This window comes from Rhizobium rhizoryzae, from assembly GCF_011046895.1.
Taxonomy (GTDB): domain Bacteria; phylum Pseudomonadota; class Alphaproteobacteria; order Rhizobiales; family Rhizobiaceae; genus Neorhizobium; species Neorhizobium rhizoryzae.
In genome coordinates this window covers 2882816-2906884 of sequence record NZ_CP049250.1, presented here as the reverse complement: position 1 = coordinate 2906884, position 24069 = coordinate 2882816, and the positions used below count along the sequence as shown (strand labels likewise).

Genomic DNA, 24069 nt, shown 5'->3' with positions numbered 1-24069 from the left:
GCGCAGCCGCGCGTGCTTGAAGAGGCCTGTCCTCATGTCAGCACCTCCCTGCATCGCGAGTTTTGCGCCGGATAAAGATTTCCCGCTGATACGCTTTCGAGCGGCATCGCCACGACAAGCATCAGAACCTTCGTTCTTTTCAGCCTGCCTGGAGTATGCAAATCGTGCCGCAACATTAAAGACCAGTCGAGAATGACGTTATACAAGGTCCCTTGCGGAACCCGATGAATTTGCTCCCGATGAGCAGGATGGCGAGCCATCCGGTATTCGTCCGGCCATGCCGGAGTTGATGGTGTTTCAGGCCAAGTGTAGAGACGGCGGATGTCTTTGCTCCACGGCGCCAGAACATGACAGCTGGCTGCCTGCAACAGACTATCCCGTCGACACTTAAACCCTCACAAGCCTTGTATGTTTTATCCGTCACAATAGCAAGGGCAAAGCCGATCCTGCCTTATTATGGATCAAATTGACGGACTAAAGCGCAGTGACGCCGTATCGCTTTGGCATTGGGCGCCTTTGCCAGGGAAATTGAACAGCGGTGATTGCGTGTTGTACATTGAGAATCAGGTGCAGGGAGAGAAAGCGCGTTGAGACCGGTTTGGAGAAACTCCACAATATCTATGTGCCGACCGGCTGTCGGTGCTGGGAGCGCCTTCAGTCTTTTCTCGGGTTTGCTCATCGCGCTGTGTCTGCTTTGCCCCGTTTCAGTTCGAGCAACCGAAAAACCCGATGAACCACTGCTGGCATTCTCGGCGCGTATTGTTGGCGATGATGCGCGATCTCGTGTTGTCGTCGATTTCGACGACAAGCCGGAATTCTCCGTTCATTATGTTGCCTCGCCAGAACGCATCGTCATTGACTTGCCTACGACGGCATTCGGTTTTCCTGCTGAAGACCTTGCCGCGCGCGGGCTGTTCAAGGACATCCGTTACGGAACCATGGGCGAGGGCAGCGCGCGCATCGTCCTGACCGCTCAGCGTCCGGTGAAACTGGTTTCCGCCGAGGTTCAAAAGAATGAGGATCGAGGTTTCAGGCTGGTTCTTGATGCCGAGATCACGACAAAGGAGAAATTCGCAGAACTGGTCAGGACCCAGAGCTGGAAGAGTTCTGAGCTCAAACAGTCTGCCGTTATTGAAGGTTTGCCCGATGGTGCAATGTCGAAGGATGGCGTCTTTACAATTGCCATCGACGCCGGGCATGGTGGCATCGATGCAGGAGCCTCCGGTGCAGTTACGAAGACGCCAGAGAAGGACATAACGCTCGCTTTTGCCAAAATCCTCGTGGAGAAGCTGAACAAACAGACCGGCATCCGAGCGTTTCTGACCCGTAGCAATGATAGTTTTCTGTCACTTTCAGAGCGGGTTGTTCTGGCGCGGCAGGGCAAGGCGGATCTCTTCATCTCCCTTCACGCCGATACGCTGGGACAAAAGAACATTCGCGGCTCGACCGTTTACACGCTGTCCGATACGGCGTCGGACAAGATGGCTGCGGCGCTCGCCGCGCGTGAAAACCTTTCGGATCAGCTTGCCGGGTACTCGATTGAGGTACCGCAGCCCGAAATCGCCGATATCTTGCTGGATTTGACCCGCCGGGAAACCCAGGCATTTTCCATCTCCCTGGCAAACAGGGTGGTGAAATCCTTCGAGGGCCAGATCGGTCTCATCAATAATCCTCACCGCTTCGCAGGTTTTCAGGTACTGCGAGCGCCAGACATTCCATCGATCCTGCTCGAGCTTGGCTTTTTGTCCAACGAAGGAGATGAAAAGCTGCTGTTGAGTGAAGAGTGGCGGGACAAGCTGACCAGCCTTCTTGTTGATGCAGTCCTGAAATACCGGGGCGAGACTGTTGCGGGCGGCGGCTGATTGCGTCGGAGCAGATTACATTGTGGCCTGACTGCAACAGGCTCTCACTGGGTTGGCATTTCGGTCAAAGGATCGGGGTGAAGACGGGCAAGTCTTCGCAAGAGCCCTATTTTACTCACATTCCCGGCGTTACACAGTGACGCTTGGAATGGGTGACCAAACATGGTTTTTGACTGCTGACGCTTGCAGTCGGTGCAGGCCATGTGCGAAACGCGTGGAAACATGAGAGTCGGCCGGGACTGTGCCGAACGACCGAAGCGGTAGCTAGCGAATGATCAGATTACTTGGATATTTTTTCGGCCTGGCGTGCATCGCGTTCTTTGCGTTTGCTGCCGTCGCCGCCGTCTACCTGATGGGCGTATCCAAGGATCTTCCGAATTACGAGGTATTAGCCTCCTACGAGCCACCGGTCGCAACGCGCGTCCACGCAGGTAATGGAGCGCTGATGGCAGAGTATGCGCGAGAGAAGCGCCTCTTTCTGCCGATTCAGGCCATTCCGGACCGCGTCAAGGCGGCATTCATCGCTGCGGAAGACCAGAATTTCTACAAGCATCCCGGCGTTGACCCCTGGGGTCTCGCACGTGCGGTCGTCAACAATATCCAGAACATCGGATCCGGTCGGCGGCCTGAAGGCGCATCGACGATCACCCAGCAGGTTGCCAAAAACTTTCTGCTCTCAGCGGACCAAACGATTGATCGAAAGGTCAAGGAAGCGATCCTCTCCTTCCGCATCGAGCAGACCTACTCGAAGGACAAGATTCTCGAACTCTATCTCAATGAGATCTTCTTCGGGTTCAATTCCTATGGCATCGCAGGCGCGGCGCTGACCTATTTCAATAAATCCGTGACGGAGTTGACGATTGCGGAGGCGGCCTACCTTGGAGGGCTTCCCAAGGGACCTGCCAACTATAATCCATTCCGTCATGAAGAAGCTGCCATCACCCGCCGCAACTACGTGATCAGCCGCATGGCGGAAGACGGCTACATCACCGCCAGTGACGCCGAGCAGGCCAAGAAGCAGCCGCTCGGAGTGAACATGAACCGTGGTGGCGCGACGCTCGCTGCGTCCGAATACTTCTCGGAAGAAGTACGCCGCCAGATCATAGAAAAATACGGCGACAAGGCTCTTTATGAAGGCGGCTTGTCCGTTCGTACGTCGCTCGATCCGCAGTTGCAGATCATGGCCAGGGCTTCGTTGCAGAAGGGATTGGTCGATTACGACGAGCGCCGGGGTTATCGCGGTGCGATTGCAAAGATCGGCGTGTCCGGTGACTGGGGCCCGGAACTTGCCAAGGTTCCGGCTCTCCGCGATGTTCCGGAGTGGAAGCTGGCCGTCGTTACTGCAGTATCCGACAAGCAGGTCGATATCGGCCTTCAACCTGATCTGGTCGCCGGTAAAGTTGTCGAGGAACGCAAAAAGGGAACCATCCCTGCCGATCAGATGAAATGGGCCTTCCGCGATGCAAAGGGCGTCAAGAAGACGGCCAAGTCTCCGGTCGGTGTGGTCGAGGCGGGCGATGTCGTCTACGTCGAGCCGATCGAGAACAAGCCTGGTATCTTCGCGTTGAGGCAACCCCCGAAGGTCCAGGGCGGTATGGTGGTGATGGATCCGCATACGGGCCGCGTCCTGGCCATGGTGGGCGGCTTCTCCTACGGTCAGTCGGAGTTCAATCGCGCGACACAGGCGATGCGTCAGCCCGGTTCGTCATTCAAGCCCTTTGTCTATGCTGCCGCGCTGGACAATGGTTACACTCCATCCTCTGTCATTCTGGACGCCCCAATCGAAGTCACATCTGGTGGGCAGGTCTGGAGCCCGGATAACTACGGTGGCGAATCGGGTGGCCCGTCGACGCTGCGAGTCGGCATCGAGAAATCGCGTAACCAGATGACTGTGCGCCTCGCGCAGGACATGGGCATGGATCTGGTTGCGGAATATGCGCAGCGTTTCGGCATCTACGACAAGATGGCGCCGCTTCTGTCCATGTCGCTTGGTTCCGGTGAAACCACCGTTCTGCGTATGGTCTCGGCCTATTCGGTCATCGCGAATGGTGGCAAGCAGATCAAGCCCACCCTGGTTGACCGTATTCAGGATCGCTATGGCAAAACGATTTTCCGCCATGAGGAGCGGACCTGCGAAGGATGTAATTTCAATAGTTGGGCAAACCAGCCTGAGCCAACGCTGATCGATAACCGCGAGCAGGTTCTCGACCCGATGACGGCTTATCAGATCACATCGATGATGGAAGGTGTTGTCCAGCGTGGCACCGCCGCCGGTAAGATCCCGGTGAAGGATCGTCCGGTTGCGGGCAAGACCGGTACGACGAACGACGAAAAGGATGCCTGGTTTGTCGGCTTTACGCCGAACCTTGTTGCTGGCCTCTACATCGGCTTCGATACACCGACGCCGCTCGGTCGTGGCGGCACTGGCGGCAGCCTCTCGGCACCGATTTTCGGTGAATTCCTCGCTCAGGCTGCCAAGGTAACCCCGGCGACGAAATTCCAGGTTCCTGCTGGAATGCAGTTCATTGCTGTCAACAGAAAGACCGGCATGTTTGCGCTTGAGGGTGAGCCGGATACGATCGTCGAAGCTTTCAAGCCGGGAACAGGGCCTGCAGATACGCTGACGATCATTGGCGCCAATGCGCAGTTGCCTCCTGAGGAAATCCTCAAGACATCGCCGCAGGCACAGCAGGCTGTAACCTCCGGTTCCGGTGGCCTGTTCTGATCCAGCACAACGGCTGGGTCACGCGCCGACCTGATGGCAAGCTCATTGTGATGCTTTACAGATCTCGTCGGTGGAACTATTCAACCGTCAAATCCCGAAAGGACGAGAAGGCAGAGAATGCGCAACGAGACTTTGAATGTTATCGACGAAATCAAGCAGGCCATAAGCCTGCTGAGGAGGCATCTTTGACTGGGATCAGGCGGTAAGACGACTGGACTGGTTGAACAACAAGGCAGAAGATCCAACACTCTGGAACGACGCCAGCGAAGCGCAGAAGCTCATGCGCGAACGCCAGCAGTTGGACGACAGCATCAGCGGCGTAAAGTCTCTGGAGCAGCAACTGCGGGACAATATCGAGTTTATCGAGCTTGGCGAGGAAGAAGGCGACGAAACCGTCGTTCGCGACGCGGAAGATGCGTTGAAGGTTCTTCGGGCTGAAGCAACCCGCCGGCAGGTCGAAGCCATGCTCTCGGGCGAGGCGGACGGCAACGACACCTATGTTGAAGTTCACTCCGGCGCTGGTGGTACCGAATCGCAGGATTGGGCAAACATGCTCCTGCGCATGTATACCCGTTGGGCGGAGCGCTCGGGCTTCAAGGTGGAACTGCTGGAAGTCCATGACGGTGAAGAGGCGGGCATCAAATCTGCCACGATCCTGGTCAAGGGCCATAATGCCTATGGCTGGCTCAAAACCGAGTCCGGCGTTCACCGGCTTGTCCGCATTTCTCCTTATGACAGCAACGCACGTCGTCACACGTCATTCTCGTCGATCTGGGTTTATCCTGTGGTTGACGACTCGATCCAGATCGAAGTGAACGAAAGCGATTGCCGTATCGATACCTATCGCTCATCCGGTGCAGGCGGACAGCACGTCAATACGACGGATTCGGCCGTACGAATCACGCATATTCCAAGCGGTATCGTGGTTGCTTGCCAGCAGGAGCGTTCGCAGCACAAGAACCGCGCCAAGGCGTGGGATATGTTGCGCGCACGTCTGTATGAGGTCGAATTGAAGAAGCGGGAAGAGGCGGCAAACGCCGAAGCCGCATCGAAGACCGATATCGGATGGGGTCATCAGATCCGCTCGTATGTTCTCCAGCCCTATCAGTTGGTGAAAGATCTTCGGACCGGCGTGGAAAGCACGGCACCGGGCGATGTTCTGGATGGTGAACTGAACGAGTTCATGGAGGCGGCCCTTGCGCACCGGATCAACGGTGGTGCCGGAGCAGACGTGGCCGACATCGATTGAGATGCTGGATCGTTGATCCGTGATTAAAATGGGGCTGCGTGCAAGTTGCGCAGCCCTTTTTTGTATCCTGCGGGAATATTCAGTCTGAGAACTGCTCGGCCAGGATCCGCTCGGACCAGGAATGATCGGGATCGGACAGGATCCTCGCGGTCCGATCGCTGGATTGCGAAATGATAACTTTCAGGACGCTCTTGACCTCGGTATTATCTGCGACAGCGTTCACGGGTCGTTTGTCTGCTTCCAGAATATCGAGCTCAACGCAAACCTTGTTTGGCAAAAGCGCGCCGCGCCAGCGACGAGGGCGAAACGCACTCACCGGTGTCATGGCCAGCAAAGGGGCTTCCAGTGGGAGAATGGGTCCGTGAGCAGACAGATTATAGGCAGTGGAACCTGCTGGCGTCGCGATCATCAGCCCGTCACAAATCAGCTCCTCGAGGCGTGTATGCCCGTCGATCGTTACGCGCACCTTTGTCGCCTGGTAAGATTGCCGGAAGATGTAGACCTCATTGATGGCGAGTGCGACGGATTTGGATCCATCTGCATTGATGGTTTTCATCTGCAAAGGATGAAGGTCGTTTTCAACGGAAGCATTGATTCGCGCGTTGAGGCCATCGACACGGTAATCGTTCATCAGGAAGCCAACGGAACCACAATTCATGCCATAGATTCGTTTGCCGCTATTGATGGTCTGGTGAAGGGTCTGAAGCATGAATCCGTCGCCTCCCAGGGCAACGACGACATCGGCGTCGGACACGTCATGATTCCCGTAGAGCGATGTCAACTCGGCAAAGGCCGCCTGCGCCTCTGGTGCTGGAGAAGCCAGAAAGCAAATTTTGTAGCTGCTAGAAGACATTGGCTCTCCTCGTTCCTGGCACTTTGGTAGCCGATATCGGTCTCCAGGTACAAGGCCATGCTGAGGGTTGATGGTTCTCCCTCTCTTTTATCTCTTCTTCGTCTCGAAAATTGGATTTGGGGGTTTACACAGCGGCCAGATATGCTAGTTGGACACCCGCAAGTGCCCTTGTAGCTCAGTTGGTAGAGCACCTGATTTGTAATCAGGGGGTCGCGGGTTCGAACCCTGCCGGGGGCACCATTTTTCTTCTCATAGTCGCCGTTCACTATGGTAGCTCACAAGCTGCCTCTGCGTGAAAAAGCGAGAATTCAATCAAATTGAAGCAATTATTTCAGCGTCGATTAGACTCTTTCGACTAGGTTGAAAGCGTCGGGCGATGCGGTCGCATCACCACCGAAATGAATGCGGACCCGACCGAATCGATGCTGAGACGCAGTTAAGTCATCTTCAGCGCGGACATCCTCACGATTTTCAGCTGTCAGGCATGCAGGCCATTGTTCTTGCGTGAACGGCATCCCTCGTCGGTTCGGAACCATTGCCCGAAACTGCCAGATGAGGATCGACCCATGACGGCCGCAACCAAGAACGACGCTCTGGAAATCATCGCCTTCCGTTTGGGCGAACAAAACTTTTGCATCCGCACTACTGGCGTGCGTGAGATCCGCGGTTGGGGGCCATCGATGCCTATCCCGAACGCGCCTGAATTTGTGCTCGGTGTCATCAATTTGCGCGGCAACGTGATTCCCACCATTGATCTGGCGCGCCGACTTGGCATGACGCCAGCGGAACGCACGGAACGCAGCGCTATCGTCGTGGCTGAGGCTGGTCCAACGATTGTAGGCCTGGTCGTCGATCACGTGACAGACATGCTGACTGTGTCAGCTGACCAGTTGCAGCCGGTTCCCACCGTCCTGACCAGTTTCGACAGCCGCTACTGCGACGGGATCATCACCCACGACTCCGGAATGATCTGCTACCTCAATATCGAACGTCTGTTCGAGAACGACCAGATCCCTCAGGCAGCTTGAGTTGCTGCCTCTTCACACTCCGAGAAAACAAAACGGGCCTTCAAAAATGCGATTTCTCACTCTGATCGCTTCTTCCCTGCTGTTTGCCTCCTCGGCCCTGGCGTTGGACGCGCCGAAAGGGCCCGTGATCTTGACGGTAAAGGGCACTCTTGCTCATGCCAATGTCGGCGCGACAGCGCAGTTCGACCTTGAGATGCTGGAAAAACTGGACGGCCGTACAGGCAAAATGAAGACACCGTGGACGGAAGGAGAAACAAGTTTCTCGGGTCCGCTTCTTCGAGCGATCCTGAATGCTGCGGGAGCGACTGGCAGCAAACTTCAGGTGAAGGCCTTGAACGACTATTTCGCGGAGGTGCCCGTTGAAGATGCCGAGAAGCTGGATACGATTCTGGCGACGCGACAGAATGGCAAGGTGATGTCGATCCGAGAAAAGGGGCCTCTTTTCCTGATCTATCCGTTCGATAAGGATCCAGCACTTTACAACGAAAAGTATTTTTCCCGGTCTGTCTGGCAGATCAAGGAGATTGAGGTAAAGCCGTGACACCAGCAATGCCGTTCGGTGGCGAGGTCATTCGCCGCGCCAGCCGGACGACGGCGGCGCTTCAGATCTTCGCAGTGATCCTGCTGGGGATCCTCGTTTCCATCTACATCGATATCTCGAACCGGCAGGGTAATCTTAAAGACGCTGTCCGTGAAAACGCGATGTGGTCTGTCTACCAACTGGACCGTGAAGCGGACGAACTGTTCCATTCCCTGAAGGAAGTGCCTTTCGAAGGGTTGGAAGCCGCCGCGACGCGCGAACGGCTCGCCCTGCGTTTCGATATCGTCTACTCGCGCATGGACGTGTTGCGGAAGTCGAAGTTCGAGCAAGGCTTTTCAGCAGACAACGAGGTCAAGGCGAGGCTGGAACAGGTTCAGGGCATGATCATGCATCTGGACCCGGTCTTTAGCAAGTTGACGCAGGTTGACCCCGCGTCCGTGAATGCCCTCGAGCTCCTGGCGCAGGCCAGTGCATTGTCGGAAGCGACGGGTGCTCTGCTCGTTTACACGAATACGCTCACGAGCGAAGAGCGCGCCCAGAACCGGTTAGAAGTGGAGGCGCTGCAGCAGAAGGCCTTCCTGATCGTCGGTCTTTTGTCGATTTCTGTTCTGCTCCTCATCGTCGGGCTCAGACGTCAGTTGCGCGGTGTGCAGGCGGCAGGTGCGAGCCTTGAGGCTATGGCGCACGAATTGACAGTGTCATATCAGGCAGCTGAGGCGGGCAACCGCGCCAAATCACAGTTCATGGCGACCATGGGCCATGAGATTCGTACACCTCTCAATGCCATATTGGGCATGGTGGAACTGCTGGAACTGAACAAGCTCCCCGAGGATGCGCTGAGCCGTGTTAGAGCAATTCGCCGTTCCGGGGAGGCTCTGCTCGATATCATCAACGAGATCCTGGACTACGCTAAAATCGAGCACGGCAAGCTTGAGCTAGAGGAGCGTCCGGTCGATCTCGTCACGCTGGCGGAAAATTCGGCGGAAATGATGCGCGGACGCGCGACGGAAGCGGGAACGCGCATTTCTGTAGACCTTCCCCATCGTTGGCATGCGCGGCACGTCCTTGCGGATCCCACACGCCTGCGTCAGGTGATGTTGAACCTGATGAGCAATGCCGTGAAATTCACCAGCGAAGGTACCGTAACCTTGCGGATGCGGCAGCAGGTTCGCCAGAGTGGGGTTTGGTTGCGCGTTGAAGTTCAGGATACTGGCATCGGTATAGGCGAAGAAGGGCGTAAAAAGCTGTTTCGACCCTTCTCTCAGGTCGATGCCAGCATCAGCCGTCGCTACGGCGGCACCGGGCTGGGGCTGACCATCTGCAAGGAGATCATTGACCGCTTCGGTGGTCGGATCGGTGTGGATAGCGCACCTGGTTTCGGCAGCACCTTCTGGTTCGAGGTCCCGGTGCAGGCAACAGAGGCTCCGGCAACGGAACAGGATGTCGAAACGCCCAACGTATTCGCCAGGATTGCGCCTCTGAGGATCCTTCTGGCTGAAGACAACAAGATCAACCAGCAGGTTATCCTCGGCTACCTTGGTCATCTGGGACAGGCAGCGGCTGTCGCTGAAAATGGTCAGGTCGCACTGGAATTGGCATCCAGGCAGGATTTCGATCTTGTTCTGATGGATATGCAGATGCCGATCATGGACGGGATTGAAGCAACGCGTCGTCTTCGTGAGCCCGAGAGCCGGAACAGGAATGTGCCCATTATAGCGCTGACAGCAAATGCTTCGGAAGAAGATCGACGCCTGTGCAGGGACGCTGGCATGACTGGCTTCCAGGCAAAGCCAATTAGTCTCGCTGCCCTGCATGCCCTGTTGCAAGATGTAATTCCCATGTCCTCTACCGAGCCGGAACGCCCTGCTGTCGATACGATTTCAGACAACCATTCGCAGGAACCGAGAAGCGGTATCGCGGCTGTGGCCGACCGAAGGAAGGAAATTGAGGATATCCTGGGCGCAGATGCCTTTGAGGAGCTCATGGCAGCATTTTTTGATGATGCAGTCGATCTTCTGAATTCACTGAATGTCTCAATGCAGGACGGACGTAAGGAAAATTTTGACACGCTTCTGCATAATCTAAAGGGAGCTGCAGCCAATATCGGTCTGGAGGAGATTGCCATGCAGGCGCAAACTCTTCGCAAGAGGGAACTCACACTGTCCGACATTGATGAGCTTTCGCAACAAATTCGTGCCGCGCAGACTGCGCTGGCCGCCTGAGGAGAAAGACATGAACATTCTGGTGGTCGACGACAACAAGACCAATCTGGTTCTGCTAAAGAAACTTGTTGCGACCGTGGATGGATGCAAGGCAATTGGCTTCTCCAGTCCCGAAGAAGCGCTGCATGCAATGCCGGACTTGGACTTCGATATCGGAGTGATCGATTTTCAGATGCCTGTCTATAATGGCGTTGATCTCCTCGTCGAGATTCGCCGCTTCGATAAATATCGCGATAAGCCGTTCGTAGTAGTGACAGCCGATGGCGATACCGCCACCCGAATGACGGCGTTGAATGCTGGCGCGATTGATTTTCTGACGAAGCCGATCAACCCCCTCGAGTTTCAGGCGCGCATCCGTAATCTCGCGGCTCTGACCACAGCTCGAAATCAATTGGCAGATCGGGCGGAATGGCTGCGCACCGAAGTTGAAAAAGTCGTCAACGAACTGCGCGAGCGTGAGCAGGAAATAATTTATCGACTGACCTTGGCTGCTAGCTATAAAGATCCGGAGACGGCAATGCATACCCTGCGGGTGGGCGCGTATTCGGAAGCAATCGCCAAGGCCTATGGCCTGCCAGAGGAAATCTGCGCCGACATTCGCATGGCTGCTCCGATGCATGACATCGGCAAGGTGGGTATTCCGGATGCCGTACTTCTGAAACGAGGCATCTATACCGACATCGAGCGCGCGCAGATGCAGTGTCATACATCGATCGGTTCGAAGATATTGGGACATTCTCGCTCGAGCTTGCTTCAACTGGCCGCTGAGATCGCCGGGGCCCATCACGAACGTTGGGATGGGCAGGGGTATCCGCATCGGCTTTCCGGAGCCGAGATCCCTTTGGCAGGCCGAATCGTTGCAATTGCCGATAGCTTTGATGCGCTTACGACGGCTCGACCATATAAAGAGGCATGGACCATAGATAAGACGATCCGGCATATTCAGGATAGAGCTGGCAGTCAGTTTGATCCTCAATGTGTTCAGGCTTTCATTGATGCATTGCCGGATATCAGAAGAATCATGAACGCGCCGCACGAGCAAACCGAAGAACCGGGAGCTGCCGCCTGAACATCTGGTTATCTTAGCCAGGAATTAGAATTTGAAGTCGGTGTTTGGGTTGCAAGGCGCGTGGCTGATCCCGGAAATGGCTGCGCGCCAAATGATTTTGCAGAAACACCTTGATCGCGTTCATCGGCCTTGACCCACAGGTTCGTGCGAAAATTATGGGAACCTTTCCCGTGCTTGTGAGTTCTCACGGATCGGATGGCGGGCCGAATTCAATGACCTATAAAATTTTGATTGTCGAAGATCAGTTGCTGATCGCACTTCATATCGAGGATGCGGTAATGGCGCTCGGCCACGATGTGGTGGGAATAGCAGCGAATTCACAGGACGCGATGAAATACGCTCAGGATTGTGAAATCGCGCTCGTCGATGTGCAGTTGCAGGACGGAATAACCGGCCCGACCATTGGTGCTGCATTGGCGCAATCTGGCGCGACCGTCCTCTTCATGACCGCCAACCCGGATCTGCTGGGGGAGGGCGTGCCAGGAACACTCGGTGTCATTTCCAAGCCGATCTTCGATCTGGAGCTGGTAGGTGCCATCCAGTTCGCAGCGGATCTCCGGTCAGGGGGAGACGCGCTGGCGCCAGAACGCTTCAAGCGTTTCGAAAACTGATATTGCTGAGGGCTACCTTCGCTTGAGGAACTTTCCTGTTGCATAAAGTGCGATAGCGGCGGCGTTCGAAACATTGAGCGACTTGATGGCGCCAGGCATGTCAAGTCGGGCCAGCGCGGTCACCGTTTCACGGGTTTTCTGGCGCAATCCTTTTCCTTCAGAACCAAGCACAAGGGCAATCTTGTCTCCCGTGAAGGTCCCCTCGATTGGAGCTGGTCCCTCCGAGTCGAGTCCTATCGACTGGAAGCCGAGTTTATGAAGCTCACCAAGTGCATCCGCCAGATTGGTGACTTGGATGTAGGGAATAAGCTCCAGGGCCCCTGACGCAGACTTTGCAAGCACGCCCGATTCGGTCGGGCTGTGACGCTGGGTCGTGATCACCGCACCCGCATCGAATGCGACGGCTGAACGCATGATCGCCCCCACATTATGCGGATCAGTTACCTGATCGAGAACCAGAAGGAGAGGGCTGTCTTTCAGCGCTTCGAGCCGTCGAATGGGAAGCGCTCTGGTCTCAAGCATGACGCCCTGATGGATCGCTTCAGGCCCTAGGATGCGCTCGATGTCCGACGGAACGACGAATTCCACCGGAAACGACAGCGCTTCCGCTGGGCCGATATCGAGCCGGATGAATGCATTTTGCGTCACAAAGAGGCGCACCAGTTTGCGCGCCGGATTTTCAATGGCTGCGCGAACGGTATGAAGCCCATAAAGGTAGACCTGTTCCGCCTCGAGCTGCGGCGGAGACCAATCTGCGCCTGCCTTGCGGCGCTTGACGGGCGCTGGCGTCGGAATTTCGCCACGCTCTCTCTTGGAATCGCGAACTTGCCGACGCAGAGTGGCGTAGTGGCTGTCCCGGGCGGATTTGTCTTTGTTGTCGTTCTTGGTCATGCCCGCCTTATAACGACTGTGCATCCAAGGCGAAAGTCCGCCGTCATCCACAGGTCGAAGAGAAGTTTTGAAATTTCTCGAAATTTTCATTTGATGTCGTGTTGACAGCAGGCGAACTGGCAGTCATATACGCCGCCGTGACTGCAGCAAACGACGCGGTTCACAAGCTTGGTCTTCGGTCCAGACAGAATACTGGAGGGATGCCCGAGTGGTTAAAGGGGACGGACTGTAAATCCGTTGGCTCAGCCTACGTTGGTTCAAATCCAACTCCCTCCACCATTCTGATCTTTGACCGAACAAGCCCGCGGGTATAGCTCAATGGTAGAGCAGCAGCCTTCCAAGCTGAATACGCGGGTTCGATTCCCGCTACCCGCTCCAAATTCTACCAAGAAACATTCAGTTGATAGCGTCTGGCTGTTGCGCGTGGATACCTCCGGGACCTTTGCAATAATTATCTTGCGCATTGAACTGGAAAGCCTTAAACGGCGTCACCAAATCCGCACGCGCGGATGAACCATTCTTTTTGATCACAGGAAGCATCAATGGCAAAGAGCAAGTTTGAGCGTACCAAGCCGCATGTGAACATCGGCACGATTGGCCACGTTGACCATGGCAAGACGTCTCTGACGGCAGCGATCACGAAGTACTTCGGCGAGTTCAAGGCGTACGACCAGATCGACGCTGCTCCGGAAGAGAAGGCGCGTGGTATCACGATTTCGACGGCTCACGTTGAGTATGAGACGGCGAACCGTCACTACGCCCACGTTGACTGCCCCGGCCACGCCGACTACGTCAAGAACATGATCACGGGTGCAGCGCAGATGGACGGCGCGATCCTGGTTTGCTCCGCCGCTGACGGCCCGATGCCGCAGACGCGCGAGCACATCCTTCTGGCTCGCCAGGTTGGCGTTCCTGCGATCGTTGTGTTCCTGAACAAGGTCGACCAGGTTGACGACGCTGAACTTCTGGAACTCGTAGAGCTTGAAGTTCGTGAACTTCTGTCGTCCTACGACTTCCCGGGCGATGACATTCCGATCGTCAAGGGCTCTGCTCTTGCTGCTCTGGAAGATTCGAACAAGACGATCGGTGAAGACGCGATCCGCGAGCTGATGGCTCAGGTTGACGCCTACATCCCGACGCCAGAGCGTCCGATCGACCAGCCGTTCCTGATGCCGATCGAAGACGTGTTCTCGATCTCTGGCCGTGGTACGGTTGTGACGGGCCGCGTTGAGCGTGGTATCGTGAAGGTCGGTGAAGAAATCGAAATCGTTGGCATTCGTGCAACGACGAAGACGACCTGCACGGGCGTTGAAATGTTCCGCAAGCTGCTCGACCAGGGTCAGGCCGGCGACAACATCGGTGCTCTTCTGCGTGGCGTGAACCGTGACGGCGTTGAGCGCGGTCAGATCCTGTGCAAGCCTGGCTCTGTCAAGCCGCACAAGAAGTTCAAGGCAGAAGCCTACATCCTGACGAAGGAAGAAGGCGGCCGTCATACGCCGTTCTTCACGAACTACCGTCCGCAGTTCTACTTCCGCACGACGGACGTGACTGGCATCGTCACGCTTCCGGAAGGCACGGAAATGGTTATGCCTGGCGACAACGTAACCGTTGACGTTGAGCTGATCGTTCCGATCGCGATGGAAGAAAAGCTGCGCTTCGCGATCCGCGAAGGTGGCCGTACCGTCGGCGCCGGCATCGTCGCCTCGATCATCGAGTAATCAGACAAGGTGGGGGGACTTGATCTCCTCACCATGATCAATTGAAAAACCGGGTGGCCTGAAACGGTCGCCCGGTTTTTTCGTTTGAAGGCGGATATCCTAGGCCGCTTGGATGATTGCAGTCGCACGATTGGCCCAGTTGAGCGCTCTGACACTACCTTGCAGCGCCTTTGGCAATATTCAATTGACAGTATCCGAAGCTCATCCTACGCGAAGGCGCGGCCAGTGAGGATGATGGGGAAGCGTATGTCGGATTTGACTGTGGTTTTGACGAGTTGTCGTCGGCATGACTTGCTCGTGAAGACCCTCGATAGCTTTTTTGCTTCAAACGACTATCCGCTTCATGAGTTCATCGTCATTGAAGATTCGGACCAGGTTGAGGTCGAGAAAATAGCCGCTCGTTATCCCGGGCAGCCTCTCAGGTTTATTGTGAACGGCAATAACATCGGCCAGCACCGATCGATTGACAAAGCCTATGCTTGTGTGACGACACCTTACATTCTCCATCTTGAAGACGATTGGGAGTTTCCCAAGCCCGGCGTGGTACGGCAGGCCCTGGATGTTCTGAAGGCGGATGACGACCTGCTTCTCGTTTCTCTCAGGTCCGATAAGGACATGCCTGCGAACATTCGACGCCTGCCTATTTTCGGACAACCGGCAGCGCACCGAAAAGTCGGCCCACTGGCTCATCACGTTTGGTTCAGCTTTACTTTCAATCCTACGGTAAAGCGATTGTCCGACTACAAGCTTCTGCCGGGCGGCTATGCGGCGTTCAATAGCGAATCGGCTCTTAGTCTTCACTACAAGAATCAGGGCCGAATCATGGGGTGGCTGGTCGACGCGGGCGTTGACCACCTCGGTTGGGAGCGCAGTAACTACACACCTGTCGAGCAGAAGAGCTTTCTCACCCTTTTGGGAAAAGCGAATCGCTTTTTTTCAATGCGTACAATGCGAAAATGGAAAAATTCGATCACTCGTCGAGTCGACCATTTGCGACGCAAACAGCGCCTCAAGTAACCCCAATCAGGGTCCTTGAGCCTTGAGCGACCGCGTCCAAGGCCTCCACGGCAAAACTGGATCAACACGACGCATACATGCTGTGCCCTCCAGGAATTATCTCGACGAGAAAACCGGAATTTGTGAGGAAAATCACAAACCCACTTGCCAAGTCCAATCAGTCGTCTTAAAGGAGCGCCATGCTTTTCAAGGGCAACCTTGAAGAACGGGAATAGGGGTATAGCTCAGTTGGTAGAGCGGCGGTCTCCAAAACCGCAGGTCGGGGGTTCGAGCCCCTCTGCCCCTGCCACTCCCTTGATCGGCGCGCAATCATTCAGCAGGCGGATCGGGAGTTTCGTTACAAAGGCATTAATCGGATGCTGTTTTTCCACTTGTCAGATGGAAAGACGGTGTTTATGTAGGGTTCAAACAGACACGCGGTGCGTGGGGCTGAATAGTATCAGCTTTACGCGCCGTAATTGCGTGGGCAGACATGGCATCCAAAACAAATCCATTTACGTTTCTCCAGCAGGTGCGGGCTGAAACGGCAAAGGTTACATGGCCGTCGCGTCGTGAGACGATGATCTCCACGGCAATGGTCCTTGTCATGGTCATATTTGCTGCCCTGTTCTTTTTTGCGGCAGACCAATTGATTGGTTGGCTTATTGGCCTCGTGCTGTCTATCGGCGCTTGATTGAGTGGAGATGAAGATGGCGGCACGTTGGTACATCGTCCACGCTTATTCGAATTTTGAGAAGAAGGTTGCGGAATCGATCGAGGAGAAGGCTCGCCAGAAGGGGCTTGAGCATCTTTTCGAAAAGATCCTGGTGCCGACAGAGAAGGTCGTTGAGGTTCGTCGCGGTCGCAAGGTCGATAGCGAGCGGAAGTTCTTTCCGGGTTATGTGCTTGTCCGCGCCAACCTGACGGACGAAGCTTATCACCTGATCAAGAACACTCCTAAGGTGACGGGTTTCCTCGGATCGGATAATAAGCCGGTTCCGATTCCGGACCATGAAGCAGACCGTATCCTTGGTCAGGTCCAAGAAGGTGTTGAGCGGCCAAAGTCGTCCATCTCCTACGAGATTGGTGAGCAGGTTCGTGTTTCTGATGGTCCGTTCGCCTCGTTCAACGGTATCGTTCAGGATGTCGACGAAGAGCGGTCTCGCCTCAAGGTGGAGGTTTCCATCTTCGGTCGTGCGACGCCCGTCGAGTTGGAATACGGTCAGGTCGAAAAGGTCTGATCGAGAAGGGGAGGTTCTCCCCATGCGCGTGGGAGGAGGCGCCTTAGCCGGGCGACAAGTTCCTGACCACGCAACCGCAGCCGCCAGCATTCGCATGTTGGCATTGAGGGCCGGGTAACCGGTTCAATTGGAAAGGCAGAGAAATGGCTAAGAAAGTAGCAGGCCAGCTCAAGCTCCAGGTCAAGGCAGGATCGGCAAACCCGTCTCCGCCAATCGGCCCGGCACTTGGTCAGCGCGGCATCAACATCATGGAATTCTGCAAGGCATTCAATGCCGCTACGCAGGAAATGGAAAAGGGTATGCCGATCCCGGTCGTCATCACCTATTACCAGGACAAGTCCTTCACCTTCGCTATGAAGCAGCCGCCGGTTACGTACTGGCTGAAGAAGGAGGCAAAGATCCAATCCGGTTCCAAGACGCCTGGTAAGGGTGCGAAGGCCGGTACCATCACCAAGGCTCAGGTCCGCGCGATCGCTGAAGCCAAGATGAAGGATCTCAACGCGGCTGACGTTGAAGGCGCAATGCTGATGGTTGAGGGCTCTGCCCGCTCCATGGGCCTGGAAGTGGTGGCTTGATCATGGCTAAGGTAGCAAAGCGCATTCAGAAGGTTCGCGAAGGTATCGATCCTACCAAGTTGATCGCCCTCACCGACGCAATCTCTCTCGTCAAGGACCGTGCAACTGCAAAGTTCGACGAGACAATCGAAATTGCCATGAACCTTGGTGTTGACCCACGTCACGCTGACCAGATGGTTCGCGGTGTTGTCAATCTGCCGAACGGCACTGGTCGCGATGTTCGCGTTGCGGTTTTCGCTCGTGGCGCCAAGGCTGATGAAGCCAAGGCAGCCGGTGCGGACGTTGTTGGCGCTGAAGATCTCGTCGAGATCGTTCAGGGCGGCAAGATCGATTTCGATCGCTGCATTGCAACGCCGGACATGATGCCGCTCGTTGGCCGTCTCGGTAAGGTTCTCGGCCCGCGTGGCATGATGCCGAACCCGAAGGTCGGTACGGTAACCATGGACGTCGCAGGCGCAGTCAAGGCCTCCAAGGGTGGCGCAGTCGAGTTCCGCGTCGAGAAGGCTGGTATCATCCATGCCGGTATCGGCAAGGCTTCCTTCGACGCCAAGGCTCTGGAAGAAAACATCAAGGCGTTCGCTGATGCCGTCGTCAAGGCAAAGCCGGCCGGCGCCAAGGGCAACTACGTAAAGCGTGTTGCACTGTCCTCGACCATGGGTCCGGGCGTGCGCGTAGAGCCTTCGACGGTTCTCGCTTGATTTTAAGATGGTCGGCTTGTTGCTGACCGTCGCAAAGAATTTTCGGGCCTCCGGGCCCGGAAAATCCGGGGAAACCCGGAATTCCTGTCCGAGATTGCGGGTGGTTTCGACCTTAATCGTTTGACCTGCATGAGACGGGTAAGATCTGGATTATCGACAGGCGCGCGCGATGCGCCCCTGAGGGTTCCGGTTCGAACCTGATGTGCCTTGTGCCGTAACCATACCGGTTACGTGCGGGGGGACAGGATCCTCGAGCGCTGCTCGGGATCTTGCAATAAGGTCCCAAGTGGCAAAGGCAACCCGGCAGGTCCCGATCCTTTGATCGGTCCTGTCAACTGGAGACAGACAGTGGAAAGAGCGGAAAAACGCGAATTCGTCACGGAGCTGAACGAAGTCTTCAAGGCTTCTGGTTCGGTTGTCGTGGCCCACTATGCTGGTGTTACAGTTGCGCAAATGAACGACTTTCGTTCGAAGATGCGCGCAGCTGGCGGCACCGTCAAAGTCGCGAAGAACCGTCTGGCCAAGATCGCTCTTCAGGGCACGGAGTCCGAAGGGATGGTAGATCTCTTCAAGGGCCAGACGCTGATCGCATACAGCGCCGACCCGATTACGGCTCCGAAGGTCGTCATGGATTTCGCCAAGACCAACGACAAGCTCGTTGTTCTGGGTGGCGCCATGGGCTCGACCACGCTTAACGCGGAAGGCGTCAAGTCGCTTGCGACCCTGCCTTCGCTGGACGAACTGCGTGCAAAGCTGCTGGGTATGATTCAGACCCCGGCTACTCGCATTGCAGGTGTTGTTCAGGCACCGGCAGCACAGCTCGCCCGCGTTTTTGCGGCCTACGCAAAGAAGGACGAAGCCGCTTGAGGCGGTTTTTCGCTGTAACAAACAAACCAGTTCGAACCGAACACAAAAGGACTTAAGAAAATGGCTGATCTCGCTAAGATCGTTGAAGACCTCTCCGCTCTGACCGTTCTGGAAGCTGCTGAGCTTTCCAAGCTGCTGGAAGAGAAGTGGGGCGTTTCTGCAGCTGCTCCTGTAGCTGTTGCTGCTGCTGGCGGCGCTGCTGCTCCGGCTGCTGTTGAAGAAGAAAAGACTGAATTCGACGTAATCCTGGTTGACGCTGGCGCCAACAAGATCAACGTCATCAAGGAAGTTCGCGGCATCACCGGCCTCGGCCTCAAGGAAGCCAAGGACCTCGTCGAAGGCGCTCCGAAGGCTGTCAAGGAAGCCGTCTCCAAGGGCGAAGCTGCTGACATCAAGAAGAAGCTCGAAGACGCTGGCGCCAAGGTTGACGTCAAGTAATTTCGAAAAATCGGTAAGAGAGGGCGTCTTCGCCCTCTCTTATTGGCGTTTTCTGTGGACCTGATTACCCAAAAGCCGGTGAAACGGCTTTTGGGTAATGGGTTCTTCAAGAGGATGGTTTCCCTTCGCGGCGTACGGCAATCCGGCTGGCGGTTCGATAGGCGAAACGAGTTTGATCCACCCATTGATCTGACGGGGTCGACTGGCCAGCGAGACCCGTCCGTTGCAGGCCCGGATGCATATTTTTTGAAGGAGCGACGATGGCTCAGACCCTTTCGTTCAACGGTCGCAGGCGCGTACGCAAGTTTTTCGGAAAGATCCCCGAAGTCACTGAGATGCCCAACCTCATCGAGGTCCAGAAGGCATCCTACGATCAGTTCCTGATGGTCGAAGAGCCAGCAGGTGGGCGCCCCGATGAGGGGCTTAACGCCGTTTTCAAGTCCGTGTTCCCGATCACGGACTTTTCTGGCGCTTCAATGCTGGAGTTCGTCTCCTACGAATTCGAACCGCCGAAGTTCGACGTGGAAGAATGCCGTCAGCGTGACCTGACCTATGCTGCGCCGCTGAAGGTGACGCTGCGCCTGATCGTGTTTGATATTGATGAGGATACAGGCTCCAAGTCGATCAAGGACATCAAGGAACAGTCCGTCTATATGGGCGACATGCCCTTGATGACAGATAACGGTACGTTCATCGTGAACGGTACCGAGCGCGTCATCGTGTCCCAGATGCATCGTTCGCCAGGTGTGTTCTTTGACCACGACAAGGGCAAGAGCCACTCTTCCGGCAAGTTGCTTTTTGCTGCTCGCGTGATTCCTTACCGCGGTTCCTGGCTGGACATTGAGTTCGATGCCAAGGATATCGTCTATGCGCGTATCGACCGTCGTCGCAAGCTGCCGGTGACCTCGCTCTTGATGGCGCTTGGCATGGACGGTGAAGACATTCTTTCGACCTTCTACACCAAGTCTTCTTATCAGCGCGATGGTGACGGCTGGCGCATCCCGTTCCAGCCTGAGACGTTGAAGGGTGCCAAGACCCTCTCAGACCTTATCGACGCCGATACGGGCGAAGTTGTCGTCGAATCTGGCAAGAAGCTGACGCCGCGTTTGCTTCGTCAGTTGACCGACAAGGGTCTCAAGGCTCTCAAGGCTTCGAACGACGACCTCTATGGCAACTTCCTCGCTGAAGATATCGTCAACTACGAGACCGGTGAAATCTATCTCGAGGCCGGTGATGAGCTGGACGAGAAGAGCCTTGCGCTGATCTTGGATTCCGGCTTCGACGAAATCCCGGTCCTCGGCATCGACCATATCAATGTCGGCGCCTACATCCGCAACACGCTCTCGGCGGACAAGAACGAAAACCGCCAGGACGCGCTGTTTGACATCTATCGCGTCATGCGCCCGGGTGAACCACCGACCATGGAGTCGGCGGAAGCTATGTTCAATTCGCTCTTCTTCGATGCGGAGCGTTACGATCTGTCGGCCGTTGGTCGCGTCAAGATGAACATGCGTCTGGACTTGGATTGCCCGGATACCGTCCGCACGCTGCGCAAGGAAGACATTCTGGCCGTTGTCAAGATGCTTGTTGAGCTTCGCGACGGCAAGGGCGAGATCGACGACATCGACAACCTCGGTAACCGTCGAGTTCGCTCGGTCGGCGAGTTGATGGAAAACCAGTATCGTCTCGGCTTGCTGCGCATGGAACGTGCGATCAAGGAGCGCATGTCGTCGATCGAGATCGATACGGTCATGCCGCAGGATCTGATCAACGCGAAGCCTGCTGCCGCTGCCGTTCGCGAATTCTTCGGTTCCTCGCAGCTGTCGCAGTTCATGGACCAGGTAAATCCGCTTTCGGAAATTACCCACAAGCGTCGTCTCTCGGCTCTTGGTCCAGGTGGTCTTACACGTGAACGTGCGGGCTTCGAGGTTCGCGACGTTCATCCGACGCACTACGGCCGTATCTGCCCGATCGAAACGCCGGAAGGTCCGAACATCGGTCTGATCAACTCGCTCGCAACCTTCGCTCGCGTCAACAAGTACGGCTTCATTGAGAGCCCGTACCGCAAGATTGTCGATGGTAAGGTCACGAACGACGTTATCTATCTGTCGGCAATGGAAGAAGCGAAGTACTACGTCGCTCAGGCCAATGCGACACTGACATCGGACGGTGCTTTCTCGGACGAGTTCGTTGTCTGCCGTCACTCCGGTGAAGTTATGCTTGCCCCGCGCGACAACATCAACCTGATGGACGTTTCGCCGAAGCAGCTGGTTTCGGTCGCAGCGGCTCTCATTCCGTTCCTTGAAAACGACGACGCCAACCGTGCTCTCATGGGCTCGAACATGCAGCGTCAGGCCGTGCCGTTGGTACGAGCTGAAGCACCGTTTGTCGGAACCGGTATGGAACCTGTCGTTGCACGCGACTCCGGTGCTGCCATCGCGGCCCGCCGTGGTGGTGTGGTAGATCAGGTCGACGCAACGCGTATCGTTATTCGTGCGACCGAAGATCTGGATGCTGGCAAGTCAGGTGTGGATATCTATCGCCTCCAGAAGTTCCAACGCTCCAACCAGAACACCTGCGTCAACCAGCGTCCGCTGGTAACGGTCGGCGATGTGATCTCTCGCGGTGACATCATTGCGGATGGTCCGTCGACGGATCTTGGCGATCTGGCGTTGGGTCGCAACGCACTCGTCGCGTTCATGCCCTGGAACGGCTATAACTACGAAGACTCGATCCTGATGTCTGAACGCATCGTCTCTGACGACGTGTTCACATCGATCCATATCGAAGAATTCGAAGTCATGGCGCGTGACACGAAGCTCGGCCCGGAAGAAATCACGCGTGACATTCCGAACGTTTCGGAAGAAGCGCTGAAGAACCTCGACGAAGCTGGCATCGTTTACATCGGTGCGGAAGTTCAGCCTGGCGATATTCTCGTCGGCAAGATCACGCCGAAGGGCGAAAGCCCGATGACACCGGAAGAAAAGCTTCTTCGCGCCATCTTCGGTGAAAAGGCTTCCGACGTTCGCGATACTTCGATGCGCATGCCGCCTGGTACGTTCGGTACCGTCGTGGAAGTTCGAGTTTTCAACCGCCACGGCGTTGAAAAGGATGAACGTGCGATGGCGATCGAGCGTGAGGAAATCGAACGCCTCGCGAAGGACCGTGATGACGAGCAGGCGATCCTCGATCGTAACGTCTATGGTCGTTTGATCGACATGCTTCGTGGACAGGTGTCCGTCGCCGGTCCGAAGGGCTTCAAGAAGGGTGTCGAGCTTTCCAACGCGATCGTTTCGGAATATCCGCGTTCGCAGTGGTGGATGTTTGCGGTTGAGGACGAAAAGGTCCAGGCCGAGATCGAAGCTCTGCGTGGTCAGTACGACGAATCCAAGTCTCGCCTTGAACAGCGTTTCATGGATAAGGTCGAAAAGGTTCAGCGCGGCGACGAAATGCCTCCGGGCGTCATGAAGATGGTCAAGGTCTTCGTGGCCGTGAAGCGCAAGATCCAGCCAGGCGACAAGATGGCCGGCCGTCACGGAAACAAGGGTGTTGTATCCCGCATCGTTCCGGTTGAAGACATGCCGTTCCTGGAAGATGGTACGCATGTTGACATCTGCTTGAACCCGCTCGGCGTGCCGTCGCGCATGAACGTTGGTCAGATCCTGGAAACGCATCTGGCCTGGGCTTGCGCGGGCATGGGTAAGAAGATCGGCGAGATGCTCGAAGAGTATCGCAAGACGATGGACATTACCGAGCTTCGCAACGAGTTGACTGAGATCTATGCGAGTGAGTCGCATGACGAAGTCGCTCGTTTCGACGACGACTCGCTCGTCAAGCTCGCTGAAGAAGCCAAGCGCGGTGTTTCCATCGCGACGCCTGTTTTCGACGGCGCTCACGAGCCTGATGTTGCTGCGATGCTGAAGAAGGCGGGTCTCCATGAGTCGGGTCAGTCCGTCCTCTACGATGGACGTACCGGTGAGCCCTTCGACCGCAAGGTGACTGTCGGATACATGTACATGATCAAGTTGAACCACTTGGTCGATGACAAGATCCACGCTCGCTCGATTGGCCCTTACTCGCTTGTCACCCAGCAGCCGCTTGGTGGTAAGGCTCAGTTCGGTGGTCAGCGCTTCGGGGAAATGGAAGTCTGGGCTCTTGAAGCCTACGGCGCTGCCTACACCCTGCAGGAAATGCTGACGGTCAAGTCCGACGACGTTGCCGGCCGTACCAAGGTTTACGAAGCGATTGTCCGTGGTGACGACACCTTCGAAGCCGGTATTCCGGAAAGCTTCAACGTTCTCGTCAAGGAAATGCGTTCGCTCGGTCTGTCAGTGGAGCTTGAAAACTCCAAACTCGACGCGGCGGATGGTTCCGGTCAGCTTCCTGACGCGGCTGAATAATTAAAAACGAGGCGCGCGCCGCTTGCGCGCGCCATCCTCTACCTGCCGAGACGGTAGGAGAGGAAAATCGCCGCATTTTGCGGCT

Annotated in this window: 20 protein-coding genes and 4 tRNA genes; 21 read left to right on the top strand and 3 right to left on the bottom strand. The window is 55.9% G+C overall.

All coding sequences use genetic code 11. From position 1 onward, the window contains the following. Window positions 1–32 precede the first annotated feature (32 nt). On the bottom strand, window positions 33–368 hold the full coding sequence (locus G6N80_RS19915) for a hypothetical protein (protein ID WP_156378993.1): 336 nt from the start codon (window positions 366–368) through the stop codon (window positions 33–35). 252 nt (window positions 369–620) lie between these two features. Between G6N80_RS19915 and G6N80_RS19910 the strand changes: the two genes are divergently transcribed. From G6N80_RS19910 to prfB, 3 genes are all read left to right on the top strand, one after another. After that, a complete protein-coding gene (locus G6N80_RS19910; RefSeq protein WP_165136238.1) occupies window positions 621–1862 on the top strand; it encodes an N-acetylmuramoyl-L-alanine amidase in 1242 nt (413 codons plus the stop codon). A 271-nt stretch (window positions 1863–2133) separates the two neighbouring features. Beyond that, window positions 2134–4587 carry a penicillin-binding protein 1A gene (locus tag G6N80_RS19905; RefSeq protein ID WP_062552580.1) on the top strand — a complete coding sequence of 818 codons (2454 nt, stop codon included), beginning with the start codon at window positions 2134–2136 and terminating at the stop codon, window positions 4585–4587. A gap of 117 nt (window positions 4588–4704) precedes the next feature. Next, window positions 4705–5836 (top strand): peptide chain release factor 2 gene (prfB, locus tag G6N80_RS19900; RefSeq protein WP_156378992.1). Its coding sequence is split into 2 segments (ribosomal slippage): window positions 4705–4773 and window positions 4775–5836, totalling 1131 coding nucleotides; the frame shifts between segments, so codons are not numbered across the junction. 79 nt (window positions 5837–5915) lie between these two features. On the opposite strand, the gene G6N80_RS19895 is transcribed toward prfB, so the two are convergent. Beyond that, complete coding sequence (locus tag G6N80_RS19895; RefSeq protein WP_062552578.1) at window positions 5916–6689, bottom strand: NAD kinase; 774 nt, start codon at window positions 6687–6689, stop codon at window positions 5916–5918. Between the two features lie 164 nt (window positions 6690–6853). On the opposite strand from G6N80_RS19895, the gene G6N80_RS19890 reads away from it, so the two are divergent. The 6 genes from G6N80_RS19890 to G6N80_RS19865 all read left to right on the top strand — a co-directional run bounded on the left by G6N80_RS19890 (window position 6854) and on the right by G6N80_RS19865 (window position 12160). Further along, a tRNA-Thr gene (locus tag G6N80_RS19890) sits at window positions 6854–6929 on the top strand. A 326-nt stretch (window positions 6930–7255) separates the two neighbouring features. After that, entirely contained in the window at window positions 7256–7717 is a 462-nt protein-coding gene (locus G6N80_RS19885; protein WP_062552577.1) for a chemotaxis protein CheW, read from the top strand. A 46-nt stretch (window positions 7718–7763) separates the two neighbouring features. Beyond that, on the top strand, window positions 7764–8258 hold the full coding sequence (locus tag G6N80_RS19880; RefSeq protein ID WP_165136235.1) for a putative pterin-binding protein: 495 nt from the start codon (window positions 7764–7766) through the stop codon (window positions 8256–8258). Beyond that, a complete protein-coding gene (locus tag G6N80_RS19875) occupies window positions 8255–10480 on the top strand; it encodes an ATP-binding protein (RefSeq protein ID WP_165136232.1) in 2226 nt (741 codons plus the stop codon). Before G6N80_RS19880 ends, G6N80_RS19875 begins: the two co-directional genes overlap by 4 nt. A 10-nt stretch (window positions 10481–10490) precedes the next feature. Beyond that, complete coding sequence (locus tag G6N80_RS19870) at window positions 10491–11549, top strand: HD-GYP domain-containing protein (RefSeq protein WP_062553188.1); 1059 nt, start codon at window positions 10491–10493, stop codon at window positions 11547–11549. Between the two features lie 110 nt (window positions 11550–11659). Then, the gene (locus G6N80_RS19865) at window positions 11660–12160 is read left to right on the top strand and encodes a response regulator (protein ID WP_206531708.1); all 501 of its coding nucleotides are present in this window, start codon (window positions 11660–11662) and stop codon (window positions 12158–12160) included. A gap of 12 nt (window positions 12161–12172) precedes the next feature. Here G6N80_RS19865 and G6N80_RS19860 read toward each other — a convergent pair whose 3' ends face one another. Next, window positions 12173–13051 carry a TrmH family RNA methyltransferase gene (locus G6N80_RS19860; protein ID WP_165136229.1) on the bottom strand — a complete coding sequence of 293 codons (879 nt, stop codon included), beginning with the start codon at window positions 13049–13051 and terminating at the stop codon, window positions 12173–12175. A gap of 194 nt (window positions 13052–13245) precedes the next feature. Here G6N80_RS19860 and G6N80_RS19855 point away from each other — a divergent pair. The 12 genes from G6N80_RS19855 (at window position 13246) to rpoB (ending at window position 23984) form a co-directional block, all read left to right on the top strand. After that, window positions 13246–13330: transfer RNA gene (locus G6N80_RS19855), tRNA-Tyr, on the top strand. 25 nt (window positions 13331–13355) lie between these two features. Continuing rightward, window positions 13356–13429 (top strand) — tRNA-Gly (locus G6N80_RS19850). Between the two features lie 164 nt (window positions 13430–13593). Continuing rightward, window positions 13594–14769, top strand: coding sequence for an elongation factor Tu (gene tuf / locus G6N80_RS19845; protein ID WP_137136476.1), 1176 nt, complete (start codon window positions 13594–13596; stop codon window positions 14767–14769). A gap of 246 nt (window positions 14770–15015) precedes the next feature. Beyond that, window positions 15016–15786: a glycosyltransferase gene (locus G6N80_RS19840; RefSeq protein WP_062553862.1), complete on the top strand. Its 771-nt coding sequence runs from the start codon at window positions 15016–15018 to the stop codon at window positions 15784–15786. 213 nt (window positions 15787–15999) lie between these two features. Next, a tRNA-Trp gene (locus G6N80_RS19835) sits at window positions 16000–16075 on the top strand. A gap of 183 nt (window positions 16076–16258) precedes the next feature. After that, window positions 16259–16459 carry a preprotein translocase subunit SecE gene (secE, locus tag G6N80_RS19830; protein ID WP_062553863.1) on the top strand — a complete coding sequence of 67 codons (201 nt, stop codon included), beginning with the start codon at window positions 16259–16261 and terminating at the stop codon, window positions 16457–16459. 16 nt (window positions 16460–16475) lie between these two features. Next, a complete protein-coding gene (nusG, locus tag G6N80_RS19825; protein ID WP_062553864.1) occupies window positions 16476–17006 on the top strand; it encodes a transcription termination/antitermination protein NusG in 531 nt (176 codons plus the stop codon). A gap of 143 nt (window positions 17007–17149) precedes the next feature. After that, window positions 17150–17581, top strand: coding sequence for a 50S ribosomal protein L11 (rplK, locus tag G6N80_RS19820; RefSeq protein WP_062553865.1), 432 nt, complete (start codon window positions 17150–17152; stop codon window positions 17579–17581). A 2-nt stretch (window positions 17582–17583) separates the two neighbouring features. Next, window positions 17584–18279 (top strand): 50S ribosomal protein L1, encoded by a 696-nt coding sequence (gene rplA, locus G6N80_RS19815; RefSeq protein ID WP_165136226.1) that lies wholly within the window; start codon window positions 17584–17586, stop codon window positions 18277–18279. A gap of 348 nt (window positions 18280–18627) precedes the next feature. Then, on the top strand, window positions 18628–19146 hold the full coding sequence (gene rplJ / locus G6N80_RS19810) for a 50S ribosomal protein L10 (protein WP_062553867.1): 519 nt from the start codon (window positions 18628–18630) through the stop codon (window positions 19144–19146). Window positions 19147–19206: 60 nt separating this feature from the next. Continuing rightward, window positions 19207–19584 (top strand): 50S ribosomal protein L7/L12, encoded by a 378-nt coding sequence (gene rplL, locus G6N80_RS19805; protein ID WP_062553868.1) that lies wholly within the window; start codon window positions 19207–19209, stop codon window positions 19582–19584. A gap of 260 nt (window positions 19585–19844) precedes the next feature. Further along, window positions 19845–23984: a DNA-directed RNA polymerase subunit beta gene (gene rpoB / locus G6N80_RS19800; protein WP_062553869.1), complete on the top strand. Its 4140-nt coding sequence runs from the start codon at window positions 19845–19847 to the stop codon at window positions 23982–23984. The last annotated feature ends 85 nt before the right edge of the window (window positions 23985–24069 follow it).

Excerpts from the sequence above, each read along its gene's own strand:
- G6N80_RS19870 (WP_062553188.1), top strand. The coding sequence starts at position 10,491 with ATGAACATTCTGGTGGTCGACGACAACAAGACCAATCTGGTTCTGCTA.
- G6N80_RS19840 (WP_062553862.1), top strand. The coding sequence starts at position 15,016 with ATGTCGGATTTGACTGTGGTTTTGACGAGTTGTCGTCGGCATGACTTG.
- G6N80_RS19905 (WP_062552580.1), top strand. The coding sequence starts at position 2,134 with ATGATCAGATTACTTGGATATTTTTTCGGCCTGGCGTGCATCGCGTTC.
- secE (WP_062553863.1), top strand. The coding sequence starts at position 16,259 with ATGGCATCCAAAACAAATCCATTTACGTTTCTCCAGCAGGTGCGGGCT.
- G6N80_RS19880 (WP_165136235.1), top strand. The coding sequence starts at position 7,764 with ATGCGATTTCTCACTCTGATCGCTTCTTCCCTGCTGTTTGCCTCCTCG.
- G6N80_RS19910 (WP_165136238.1), top strand. The coding sequence starts at position 621 with ATGTGCCGACCGGCTGTCGGTGCTGGGAGCGCCTTCAGTCTTTTCTCG.
- rplA (WP_165136226.1), top strand. The coding sequence starts at position 17,584 with ATGGCTAAGGTAGCAAAGCGCATTCAGAAGGTTCGCGAAGGTATCGAT.
- rplK (WP_062553865.1), top strand. The coding sequence starts at position 17,150 with ATGGCTAAGAAAGTAGCAGGCCAGCTCAAGCTCCAGGTCAAGGCAGGA.
- G6N80_RS19860 (WP_165136229.1), bottom strand. The coding sequence starts at position 13,051 with ATGACCAAGAACGACAACAAAGACAAATCCGCCCGGGACAGCCACTAC.
- tuf (WP_137136476.1), top strand. The coding sequence starts at position 13,594 with ATGGCAAAGAGCAAGTTTGAGCGTACCAAGCCGCATGTGAACATCGGC.
- rpoB (WP_062553869.1), top strand. The coding sequence starts at position 19,845 with ATGGCTCAGACCCTTTCGTTCAACGGTCGCAGGCGCGTACGCAAGTTT.
- G6N80_RS19885 (WP_062552577.1), top strand. The coding sequence starts at position 7,256 with ATGACGGCCGCAACCAAGAACGACGCTCTGGAAATCATCGCCTTCCGT.
- rplL (WP_062553868.1), top strand. The coding sequence starts at position 19,207 with ATGGCTGATCTCGCTAAGATCGTTGAAGACCTCTCCGCTCTGACCGTT.
- nusG (WP_062553864.1), top strand. The coding sequence starts at position 16,476 with ATGGCGGCACGTTGGTACATCGTCCACGCTTATTCGAATTTTGAGAAG.
- G6N80_RS19895 (WP_062552578.1), bottom strand. The coding sequence starts at position 6,689 with ATGTCTTCTAGCAGCTACAAAATTTGCTTTCTGGCTTCTCCAGCACCA.